Source organism: Psychrobacter sp. AOP7-B1-25 (assembly GCF_052376195.1).
In the GTDB taxonomy this organism is placed as follows: Bacteria; Pseudomonadota; Gammaproteobacteria; order Pseudomonadales; family Moraxellaceae; genus Psychrobacter.
In genome coordinates this window covers 1-10,133 of the sequence record NZ_JBQSVK010000029.1, presented here as the reverse complement: position 1 = coordinate 10,133, position 10,133 = coordinate 1, and the positions used below count along the sequence as shown (strand labels likewise).

The 10,133-nt window shown below is 39.4% G+C and carries 12 protein-coding genes; 5 read left to right on the top strand and 7 right to left on the bottom strand.

The window, feature by feature from the left end; translation table 11 throughout:
• Positions 1 to 347: 347 nt before the first annotated feature.
• The 3 genes from ACT3QR_RS13595 to ACT3QR_RS13585 all read right to left on the bottom strand — a co-directional run bounded on the left by ACT3QR_RS13595 (position 348) and on the right by ACT3QR_RS13585 (position 2,022).
• Complete coding sequence (locus ACT3QR_RS13595; RefSeq protein WP_193007191.1) at positions 348 to 650, bottom strand: helix-turn-helix domain-containing protein; 303 nt, start codon at positions 648 to 650, stop codon at positions 348 to 350.
• Between the two features lies 1 nt (position 651).
• Positions 652 to 999, bottom strand: a complete 348-nt coding sequence (locus tag ACT3QR_RS13590; RefSeq protein WP_443514364.1) for a type II toxin-antitoxin system RelE/ParE family toxin — start codon at positions 997 to 999, stop codon at positions 652 to 654.
• A gap of 72 nt (positions 1,000 to 1,071) precedes the next feature.
• A complete protein-coding gene (locus ACT3QR_RS13585) occupies positions 1,072 to 2,022 on the bottom strand; it encodes a DNA-binding protein (RefSeq protein WP_443514365.1) in 951 nt (316 codons plus the stop codon).
• A gap of 282 nt (positions 2,023 to 2,304) precedes the next feature.
• On the opposite strand from ACT3QR_RS13585, the gene ACT3QR_RS13580 reads away from it, so the two are divergent.
• The gene (locus ACT3QR_RS13580) at positions 2,305 to 2,811 is read left to right on the top strand and encodes a plasmid replication DNA-binding protein (protein WP_444521847.1); all 507 of its coding nucleotides are present in this window, start codon (positions 2,305 to 2,307) and stop codon (positions 2,809 to 2,811) included.
• Between the two features lie 138 nt (positions 2,812 to 2,949).
• Here the strand turns inward: ACT3QR_RS13580 and ACT3QR_RS13575 are convergent, their stop codons facing one another.
• Complete coding sequence (locus ACT3QR_RS13575) at positions 2,950 to 3,207, bottom strand: hypothetical protein (protein WP_443514367.1); 258 nt, start codon at positions 3,205 to 3,207, stop codon at positions 2,950 to 2,952.
• 192 nt (positions 3,208 to 3,399) lie between these two features.
• Here ACT3QR_RS13575 and ACT3QR_RS13570 point away from each other — a divergent pair, with 192 nt between their 5' ends.
• Entirely contained in the window at positions 3,400 to 4,326 is a 927-nt protein-coding gene (locus ACT3QR_RS13570) for a tetratricopeptide repeat protein (RefSeq protein ID WP_443514368.1), read from the top strand.
• Between the two features lie 302 nt (positions 4,327 to 4,628).
• Here ACT3QR_RS13570 and ACT3QR_RS13565 read toward each other — a convergent pair whose 3' ends face one another.
• From ACT3QR_RS13565 to ACT3QR_RS13555, 3 genes are all read right to left on the bottom strand, one after another.
• The gene (locus ACT3QR_RS13565; RefSeq protein ID WP_443514369.1) at positions 4,629 to 5,039 is read right to left on the bottom strand and encodes a hypothetical protein; all 411 of its coding nucleotides are present in this window, start codon (positions 5,037 to 5,039) and stop codon (positions 4,629 to 4,631) included.
• 70 nt (positions 5,040 to 5,109) lie between these two features.
• Entirely contained in the window at positions 5,110 to 6,231 is a 1,122-nt protein-coding gene (locus ACT3QR_RS13560) for a relaxase (protein ID WP_444521846.1), read from the bottom strand.
• Positions 6,221 to 6,586, bottom strand: a complete 366-nt coding sequence (locus tag ACT3QR_RS13555; RefSeq protein WP_443514415.1) for a plasmid mobilization protein — start codon at positions 6,584 to 6,586, stop codon at positions 6,221 to 6,223. Before ACT3QR_RS13555 ends, ACT3QR_RS13560 begins: the two co-directional genes overlap by 11 nt.
• Before the next feature lie 230 nt (positions 6,587 to 6,816).
• On the opposite strand from ACT3QR_RS13555, the gene ACT3QR_RS13550 reads away from it, so the two are divergent.
• The 3 genes from ACT3QR_RS13550 to ACT3QR_RS13540 all read left to right on the top strand — a co-directional run bounded on the left by ACT3QR_RS13550 (position 6,817) and on the right by ACT3QR_RS13540 (position 9,200).
• Complete coding sequence (locus tag ACT3QR_RS13550; protein WP_443514416.1) at positions 6,817 to 7,257, top strand: hypothetical protein; 441 nt, start codon at positions 6,817 to 6,819, stop codon at positions 7,255 to 7,257.
• Between the two features lie 240 nt (positions 7,258 to 7,497).
• Entirely contained in the window at positions 7,498 to 8,442 is a 945-nt protein-coding gene (gene repM / locus ACT3QR_RS13545; protein WP_443514417.1) for a replication initiation protein RepM, read from the top strand.
• 230 nt (positions 8,443 to 8,672) lie between these two features.
• The gene (locus ACT3QR_RS13540; protein WP_443522730.1) at positions 8,673 to 9,200 is read left to right on the top strand and encodes a hypothetical protein; all 528 of its coding nucleotides are present in this window, start codon (positions 8,673 to 8,675) and stop codon (positions 9,198 to 9,200) included.
• Positions 9,201 to 10,133 lie beyond the last annotated feature (933 nt).

Here is a 10,133-nt window from a genome sequence, read left to right as displayed (position 1 = left end):
TCGTGATGATTAACTACTGATACCCTGTATTGCATACACTCTTAAATATTAAAAAGCCCCAAGCTACTTTCTCAAGTGGCTTGGGGTCTTTAATAGCAAGTCTAAATAAACACTTATTGGTATCTAGTGTGGGTTCATATTTGTGGATTGCTGGCCGTTTTGAGCCTTTCCTAAAAAGTGTGTAACTATTATTTAGATTGTAGAAGTACTTACACGAAATTTAGGAAAGGCTCAAATTTTTATATAAAACCAGCTATCACACATATAGTACCAAATCTAACGCTTTCGACCACACGACCAACATGTATTTAATTAAGTTATATTTCATTTTAAGGGTCAACAACCCATTAAACCTTAAAGCCTACATGCTTTCCTGTTGGTAGCTCAACATCAATACGTAGCTTGCCGCCCATGGCTTCAACATATTTTTTCATAGTTGATATTTTAAGATCATGGCCACGATTTTCTATAGCAGACAATGACGGCTGCTTAATACCTAGGGTCTGAGCAAGCTCTTTTTGAGAGATCTCAAGCTCTTCACGGAGACGGTACAGCTGGTTTTCCAAAAGCAGCTGTTCGGCCAATTGTTGAATACGAGCTTGGCTGTCTTCTGAGCGCTCCGCTAACATCTCTTGTAGTGTCTTAGTCATGTTATGGCTCTCCTAAAGTTTTGAGGTGACGCTCATACTGCTGGTCTGCCGTGGCTAGCATTTCTTTATAAAAACGCTTTTTATTGCCCTTATCACCGATACAAAGCACAATCGCTTGGCGTTTTGGGTCAAAGGCAAAAAAGGCCCTGAGTGGTTTACCTCGGTGCTGAACCCGCAGCTCTTTCATGTTGGTAAATTTTGAGTCATACACAGTGTCCACTAAAGGACGACCTAAGCTTGGGCCCTGCTGCTCTAAAGCCACCAAGGCCGCTAACACTTTCTCTTGTGTTGACTCATCTTGCTGATACAGCCAATCATTGAACAGCTCGGTTGTGATGACAGTCCACATATAAAAGTCGCTATATAGATTACAGTCTATATTTTACCGCTAATTAACACTCTCTGCAACCAAAAGGCGTGGTCACTCCTGATCTGTACTCTTATCCAGTGCCACTTGCATCTTCTCAAGCTCTATCGTTAATGCACCAGTCTTTTCTTGCTCAGCGCTATAGCTGGCCGATACCGTTTCATACTGCTTAAGCAGCAGCTGATGATCTGTGTTTAATGTCGCTTGCTGTTGCGTCAGCTGCTCATAAAGTCCTGACAGCTTATCGCGTTCAACGATAACCGCTTTTAACTCTCCTTTAACCTCTGCAGTAGCGTTTGCGATCTCGTTGCGCTCAATGGTAACCGCTTTTAACTCTGTCTTAGCTGCTTCAAGTTCTGCACTTAAACGGGCAACCTCTGCTTTATCACCAGCAGCGTTAGCCTCAAGTGTGGCCACCTTCGATATGTTGGCACTCAGCTCTTTTGCTTGCTGATCAAAACTGCTACGCAGGTCACCAAGTTGGGCCTGAGCTGCCACTGTTTTAGCTCGTTCAAGCTCCAACTGGTGCTGAGTATCGTCTAAGGTCTGCTTAAACGTATCACGTTCAGCTGTCGCCTGTTCAGCCGCTTTAGCTTTTGTCTCTGCCGTGGTGGTCACTTCGTCTAGTTGCACCAATAACTCCGCCTGCTCACCTTCTAAGGTCTTAACCGCCTCTTGTGCCTCGTCCGTCTCAGCTTGCGCCTTAGCCTTAATACTCTCTAAAGCTTCACGCTCTTTAACTAATCGATCATTGGCGATATCAATGGCCGTCTGCCACATATCCGCACCAAGCGTCTGTAAGCGCTCAGTGATACCACTGGGCAATTCCACCTGCCTTAGCTGCGTTTCTTCTTGGTTGTCCTGACGCCAAGACTTCATAGCCTCACTGATGGTTGTGAATGAACCACCGCCTAGCGCTTTACGCACTTCGGCGAGAGTAGGCTTGATACCCTTTTCCTGCAACTGGTCAGCAGTGTTATGAACCTGTTGAATAGTGAGTGCCATAGTCATGTCCTTAATTTTGTATTTGTATGAGTAGATATGTAGCGTTTGTATAATTTGTATGTAGTATAATACAATATACAACATACTACAATATAGAATACAAAAAAACCTCGGGTGATTTGAGGTGTCTTGTAGGCGCAAGTGCGTTGATGGTTGGTCACAGATACGGATAAAGCACTAGCATTTGCCAAATGGCGAGGTTGGTGCGATAGTTACTCACTGAACGTTCTGAACAGTTGCACTATACAGGTCTTAAAAACGTACTTGAACACTAGGTGAGCAATGAACATATCGGTGACAAAAGCAGCGCAACAGTGGGGTGTATCGAGAACCACTATCTATCAGAAGATCAATGATGGCGAGCTTTCCAGAACAGCAGATAAGAAAATAGACGTTTCGGAAATGTTGCGAGTGTTCGGTGAGCCAATTTCTAAAAAACGTACTGAACGTTCAAAGGACGCTGTTCAAAGTACACCTATGAACAATCAAAGTGTTCAGTACAATACGGACATTGAACACCTATTAGCGCTTGAAAAGCTCAAGAATGTACACCTCAGCCAACAAGTAAGCGATCAAAAAAAGTTAATTGAAAATTATCAGCAGCAGATAGGACAGTTAAATAAAACGCTGGATAAAGCCAACGCCAGTATCCATGATTTCGCACAAGTAAGACTGCTAGAGTTTAAGCAAGCTGAAATAAGCGATGAGCCGCCATTTGAACAAGAGCAAGAAAAAGAAGATGATTCAATCGTCGCGACGGCTAAGAAGAAAAAACGGTGGTTCTTTTAACTAGCACTGATATTGGCAAATCATCCTATACGCGAATATTTAGATGGAAATGAAGCAGACTATGACTTCTCAAGGGAACCACCTATAACAGACTACCTAGAATAGTCTGTTATAGGTGGTTCCCTTAGGGTATAACTATTAGATATCTACACCGCATTCTCTAATATCTTTAACAAGTTTTTCAAAATTATTATCGCTATCATTCATTAAGCGATCGTATTCTTGTTTGAGTAAATACTCGATAACATGCTTTTTTTTCATACCACCACGTCCATATAACGCAATCATCGTAAGTTGATATGAACTTTCTTTGCTTATCAACATATCCAAGCGCTTAGCGCCCTTTTCTATATGTTTTTCTCGGTGGCGCTTTTGACGTTCGTTGACATTACTCATAGTATAATCCTGTTACCGTGTAACCTAATTATAACCGTTACACGGTAACATGCAAGACATATAATATTAAAATACTAAGTAAATATTTAATATTATTCTTATATAACCTCCCTTTTGGATAGTGGCATAAGCAAATGTTTAGCTTGGCCGCTATAATAGCCGCTATAAAAACTCATATTTATGGACACAGTTATGGAAGGAATAGTTGTATTTGTATTCATTGGTTTAGCTGTATTAAGCATGTTAGCCGTACTTTGGTATTTATTCCAAACTGTCCGTATCATATGGGCATATAATTCATTATTAGCGATTGCATCAGTGATTTTTAGTCCTATTGTTCACATTATTTTTTACTTTATGCCTAAAGATAACTTTGATAAACATGAAGCAGGATTATTTAAAAAATACTTCTTATCTATTGGATTAGTTGCTTTGTTGGGTGTTGTTGCAGCTGTAGTTATACCAGCTACCAACTCTAGCGCTGATGAGATAGGAAGTTTTGACCCTGATGAAATAGAGACTTTAGCATACAAAGGAGATCCATCTGCTCAGTCTCGCTTGGGTGCAATGTACTATGCAGGTAGAGATGATGTAGATCAGGATTACACGAAAGCTGCTGAATGGTCTCAAAAAGCTGCTGATCAAGGAAATGCTAACGCTCAACTTGTTCTCGGTTGGCTTTACGAAGACGGTAATGGCGTACGTCAGGACTATAATGAAGCTGCTGAATGGTTTCGAAAGGCTGCTGATCAAGATCATGCTGGAGCTCAAAGCAGTCTAGGAGCAATGTATGAGAGCGGTAAAGGTGTACGTCAGGACTATGCCGAAGCATCTAAGTTATATAAAAAAGCGGCTGACCAAGGTGACGCTCATGCCCAATTTCGTCTTGGCGTAATGTACCAAGAAGGCAATGGCGTACGTCAGGATTACGCCGAAGCATCTAAGTTATATAAAAAAGCGGCTGACCAAGGTAATGGTAAGGCGCAAGTCCTTTTAGGAGTAATGTATGAGAGCGGTAAAGGTGTACGTCAGGACTATGCCGAAGCAAAAGAGTGGTTTGGTAAAGCATGTGATAACGGAATCCAAGTTGGTTGTGATCAGTATCGAGCATACAACTAATCAAAAAAGCTTGTGAATAACGGTTGAACGGCGCCTTCGAGACTTTCCTAAAAACTGTGTAACTGCTTATAATCCACTAACTGGAGAATAAGCAATGACCAACCAATCTGACATTAAAAAATAGCTGAGCAAATCTACTTCAAAAAACGAGCCTATCCCAGATTCTGTGTAACCGCTATTTACTCCCGATCAATACTTACACAGAATCTGGGATGAGCTCGAATTTTTGAACACCCTCATCTCGCACGGTACTACTTAGTCTTGATATAGATAGCTATTCAGCTCTACTTTATAGAAATACCCTAGTTAGCGTTGTTTTTTAAAGATCGATCGAACTCACTATCGAGAAACTCTTCTGCTCTTCTTTGACTTATATCTTCATCAGCGCCCCAGATGTTCTCATCATATAGAACATACATATAATGAGAGCACGCATCATATTTTCCCTTAGGAGGGGTGCTTTCTCCATAGTATTTTGCGTAAGCCATTATGGTACAGTTTTCATACCCTTTTTCCTGCATATATTCATATATATACTCACAACAATACGGCATCCAATACTCTGCCACCTCAACTTCAAAATAATAATTATCGATATTCGTAACATAGCCATTTTTACCTAGCTCTTTGATAATGTTATCGAAATCTTGTGGATTATTATTTGCAAAGCTCTTTAAGTCTTTAAGAGCTTGTTTAGCCTTTTCAATAGTCATAAAACGCAAATCCTTGTTTTTTTATTAAGTAGCAAAAAAGTATATAACCATAAAACCCATTTATCACCTATCAAAACCTTGGTCTAAAACTCGGCCTATAAGTTTCTGTAGGAGCTGGTTTAGCTGATTCTAGCTCCTGTTGAACAGCTTTATCTGCCACTAACGGCTCAGGCGTAGCTAAATTCTGGTATCTCTCCTGATGATAAGCCTCTTTTATTTCTATCCCAGTGGCTAAGTGCTCCTTATCTGACTGCATGCGCTCGTTTCTGCTAGCTGTACGGTCATACGCAGAATGACCTTCTTCTTTCGCATCTGGTTCAAACTTGTAACCATCAAATCCTTTTTCAAACATACCGCCTTTGAGCCTAACACCCATTGGCTTGCCGTTCTTATCGGTTAGCTTGTCGCTTGTCACCGATAACGTCTTCTCGCTATTACCTCGATTAATCTTCAAGCCCCACTGTTCTAGCCGACTTAGCACTCTTCGACGATTCATAGCGATACCATTTTGCCAATCCAGTAACAGACGACGTTTAATCGCTTCCTCTAATAGTTTACGGTTAGGAGGATTGGCGATAGTCTCCTCGTCCTTATCTGCATCTTTTTTCGTATACGCCTTTGCATCAAAAGGCGACGGACGCGGCGCATTACTGCTATATGGGTTAACTAGACGTTTGCGTTTAGGGTCACTTAACGGCTCACCCTTAATGGTTTTGACTTCTGAATTGATAATATTTTTCCAAGCGTTCACCCTTTTTTGATCTGCTGGCTCATAGTACGGCTGAAAAGCCTTACCTGATCGCAGTTCCTGACAGGGAATCACAAAGTTCAGCTCCAGTCGTCCGACAGGATGAGCGTCATCAATGTCTTTATCCGCATGCTCAACCCATAGAATATCGTACTGATCATTCTCTAACCCGCAGAATATGACCGCTTCAAACTCCTGCATAATGCGCTTTTTATCGGCTTCACTAATCTCATCCGCACGTTCACTAAAAGATAAGTACCCTGACTTATACTTAGTCTTGTGAGAGGTCGTGTTAATTAAGTGCTCAGTGAGCACAGGATCGCCGTACAGCACTTTTGCATGCGTTCTAGGTACCAAAGTACCCTTACCCCCTTTCTCTTTAAGAAGGTAGTCTAAAACGCCACTCGCTTTGCCTTTACCATGCTTAGAGAACTTAACAATCATCACCATCCCTCGCGGCTACTTTTGAGTATTCGATACTCGTCTCTATCAGCACATGCAACTGTTTCCTAATCGCCTTAATCTCATTAAGCACCTCGGCATCAACGTGCTTTTCGATATTCACATGCTTGGTCAGCTGATTAAGATTGCTACCGATTCTACCCAACTGACGCACCAATTCAGGATCAACTGGCTTAACAGGAGTAACCCCTAATGCCAATCCTCGTAACCAACTGGCCACCGTATTTTCGCGGTTTCTTTCCTTAATCTCAGCAAGTTCGTAGTCATTGACGCGAATCGCAATCTCTCTATTTCGCTTGGCTCTCTTGTCAAGAACGGTGGTTTTTGGCTCAGTCATAACGATTACCTAGGTAAGATTTTTTTGGGGGTTTTAAGGGGTCTCCCCTTAACCAGCTCACATGAGGGATAGGATAATTATTACGTAGTAATAAATAGCCCCCTCTTGTGACTGCTGGCTTAATAAATAATATCATATAATTTATATTTGGCTGTACCTAATTAAAAATAAATGGCTGTACCTATAGATTGTCTATTGTGTGTACTTACATACAATAAATGACTGTACCTATGATATTATTATTGTCTGTACCTATTCTAAAAGTGAGTGAGTTATTTATGGATAAGAGACGTAGGAATATGCAACGTTACAATGCGGTACGTTCTGCTCGAGTTGAAGCCATGATTGAGTTCTTAAAGGATATCGATTTTGGTGGTACTGAACTTTGCCAACTTGGTATAGAAGATGGGTATAGGTTAGAACGTGAAGTTAACTCTTATAGAGCTATGCAAATAGCTAGGTACTTTGGAGTTAATGTCAGTAAATCAAAATTAACTCAATTTTCTAAACCTAAAGATCATAGATACGATTTTACTGCTGCTCAGCTAATGGGCTATATCAGTGAGCATTATGATGAGCTAATGAATTACTGGGAATGGTTTGTACAACCAGCTATACGTAAAGCTAGAGAGAAGTATCCTATTGAAGAAGAATTAGAAAATAAGAAGTAAAAGGTTTTTAATGTTTTTAATAGCTTTTAAAAGCTTTTAAGTAGGCTGCATCCCTTTATAGTCAAGGCTTTTAGGTTAGATAAGCATACGTTTATACACCCATAGATATACGTTTATACACCCATAGATATACGTTTATACACCCATAGATATACGTTTATACACCCATAGATATACGTCTTTACAATCATAGTATATTTATATACAATAAAAAATTATAAGTATATATACGGATTTTATATGACAAAAACTAGCATAGTAAGCAAAGCTAATGCGTTTATTGAGTCGGGCTATGCGATTAACTTAGTCGCTCAGCGTGTAATTATCTTAGCTATTATTGAAGCAAGAGAACAAGGAAGTATGTCTGAAATTGGAGGTGTCCACCGTATCAGAGCGTCTGATTACGGGAAGCATTTTGAATGTGATAAAACTACTGCTTATCGCTCACTGAAGTCTGCTTGTGAAAGTCTTTATGAAAGCGAGTTTGTTTGGACTGATAAGGATTCAAAGGGACGTGACAAGATAAATAAGTCCAGATTCGTGCAACGTGCTTCATATAGTGAGGGCGGTGGGTATGTAGAGGTTATGTTTGGAAATGACGTTATTCCACTGATAACAAGACTTAGTGAGAAATATACAGAGTACGAGCTACAACAAATAAAAGACCTAAATAGCATCTACGCATTGCGTATCTTTGAAATATTAATGCAGTGGAGTAGTGTTGGTAAAACCCCTCCAATTACAATTGGAAATTTACGTACTCGTTTGGGTATCGAAGAGCACCAATATAAAACTATGGGTAATTTTAAAAGTCGTGTTTTAGACCATGCTATTAATGAGATTAATGATAATACGAATATTACAGCGACTTATGAACAGCACAAAGAAGGCCGTAGAATTGTTGGGTTTACGTTCAAATTCAAAATAAAAACTAAGCCTGAGAAAGCGACAGGCATAAAGAGAGATGGTGATACGCCTGATATGCTGACTCCTTTAAAAATGACAGATAAACAAAAGGGTGTTTTTGCGGCTAAGCTATCGAGAATGAGTGAGTTGGCTAACTATGCTAAGCAAGGTGAAGATTATAAAGCGTTTGCTGAGCGGATTGAGAGTGAGCTATTGGATGAAAGTAAGCATGCTTTTTATATACCCTATCTCGATAAATTAGGTTTTAAGACTTCTTAAAAAGCTTATAGTATAAGCACTTGACCAAAACTTTGAGACCATCCCGAATTCTGTGTAGATGCTCGTAGATACGCTCTAATAAACATAAAAACCTAATACAGTCTGCTATAAGTGGTTCCATTATACCAGTCTGTTATAAGTGGTCTATTAATAGGTTTTCGGGGCTTTTTAGCTGGTTCCCTTGAGGTATAGATTGAAAGCTAACTGATTCAGATATATTGAGGTCTAATATGAAAAATATCATTTATCCCATTTTGTTATTATCTACAGTGGGCTTGACTACGATTTGCGCCAATGCGACGGATACTATTGCCTCAGCACGCATTACTGTTTTAGATAGAAGTTTACAATCACAACTTCAGACACAGTTAAAACGTATTGATTATAATAATTTCTACTCTAATTTAGAAGACTTTAGCGCACCTTACACGCTTAAAAATGGTTCAAAATTCTATGAAGCTAGAAGAGATAAATTAAATTCAGCGTCAGCGATTGTGATAGATCCACAGGGTTATTTTTATGTAGCTTACAAAATGCCTAACTCTAACAATATTACATATATCACTAATGATGGAAGCTGTAATAGAGAAGTTCATGACGCTATAAAAGTGTTCGCCAATACGTTTGGAGAAAATAACAAGATTATATTTTCAAACCCTACTAAAATCAATAATATGTCCCATGATTGTAAGGGGGTTTATAGTAACCTTCTTTTGAAAAATCGTAGCTTCGAGCGAGCATATCTTAAAGACCAATAGCATTACGTGGCAATGGTTACGTCTGTCAGCTCGCTTCCTTACGTATGTAAAGTTCACACAAAAAACTAGGTAGATAGAATGCTGATATGGATTACGCTTTATATTCTTCTTTGTTTGTTCTTTAGGTGGCTTATATTCTCTAATTCTAGTATGGCAGAGAGACTTGGCTCTTGGGGTTGGACTTCAGATCAAAACAAACTCTACTTTTCAATGATGTGGTTATTCTCAACCTTTGTATTTCTGTTTGGGATATTCAATAGTAATTTTCGTAACTCTTTTATATTAGAGTATTTATTTTAAAAGCAATCACAATATTTGATCTAATAACGACTGCCGAATGTTGTTAACTGTGTTGTAGATTATTAGCATTACCAGTCAGTAAGCATAGCAAAAAAATAGGCATACAGCCGATAGTTCGATGCCTGTATAGCGCACCGATCATGATTAGAATATGTATGATAAGTACACCATGAAGTACACTGTGACTGTTTCAACCAGTTAAAACGTTGATACTATTAGCCTACAGACTAAGATTCAAGTCCTCACTAGGGGACCGAACCAGTGAAGGCACCTGATTGATTCGCCATAGGTATATTCCAAGAGAACCAATGAAACCCTATTCTTCTATCCAATGTTATTTGTCCTAATACCCGTTACGCCAGTTACGCCAGTTACGTTTTTCAGCATAAACCACTTAGACATAGTGATTAACTGTATGTCATTATTTACTTTTAAATTAATCTCTTATTCTAATTAATAAACAGTCTGCAGAAAAACTAACGCATTTTAGGATATTATTATGAAAAAACTATCAACATTGAAGAAATCTCTTGTAATGGCACTGAGTGTCACAAGCTTTAGCATGGCTTCTGTTTCAGCCACTCAAGCAGCCACTGATATGAATGAGGTAACGGCAGCATCACAGAGTAAGAA

Coding starts and splice junctions, on each gene's coding strand:
- ACT3QR_RS13595 (WP_193007191.1), bottom strand. CDS start 650: ATGACTAAGACACTACAAGAGATGTTAGCGGAGCGCTCAGAAGACAGC.
- ACT3QR_RS13590 (WP_443514364.1), bottom strand. CDS start 999: ATGTGGACTGTCATCACAACCGAGCTGTTCAATGATTGGCTGTATCAG.
- ACT3QR_RS13585 (WP_443514365.1), bottom strand. CDS start 2,022: ATGGCACTCACTATTCAACAGGTTCATAACACTGCTGACCAGTTGCAG.
- ACT3QR_RS13580 (WP_444521847.1), top strand. CDS start 2,305: ATGAACATATCGGTGACAAAAGCAGCGCAACAGTGGGGTGTATCGAGA.
- ACT3QR_RS13575 (WP_443514367.1), bottom strand. CDS start 3,207: ATGAGTAATGTCAACGAACGTCAAAAGCGCCACCGAGAAAAACATATA.
- ACT3QR_RS13570 (WP_443514368.1), top strand. CDS start 3,400: ATGGAAGGAATAGTTGTATTTGTATTCATTGGTTTAGCTGTATTAAGC.
- ACT3QR_RS13565 (WP_443514369.1), bottom strand. CDS start 5,039: ATGACTATTGAAAAGGCTAAACAAGCTCTTAAAGACTTAAAGAGCTTT.
- ACT3QR_RS13560 (WP_444521846.1), bottom strand. CDS start 6,231: ATGATTGTTAAGTTCTCTAAGCATGGTAAAGGCAAAGCGAGTGGCGTT.
- ACT3QR_RS13555 (WP_443514415.1), bottom strand. CDS start 6,586: ATGACTGAGCCAAAAACCACCGTTCTTGACAAGAGAGCCAAGCGAAAT.
- ACT3QR_RS13550 (WP_443514416.1), top strand. CDS start 6,817: ATGATATTATTATTGTCTGTACCTATTCTAAAAGTGAGTGAGTTATTT.
- repM (WP_443514417.1), top strand. CDS start 7,498: ATGACAAAAACTAGCATAGTAAGCAAAGCTAATGCGTTTATTGAGTCG.
- ACT3QR_RS13540 (WP_443522730.1), top strand. CDS start 8,673: ATGAAAAATATCATTTATCCCATTTTGTTATTATCTACAGTGGGCTTG.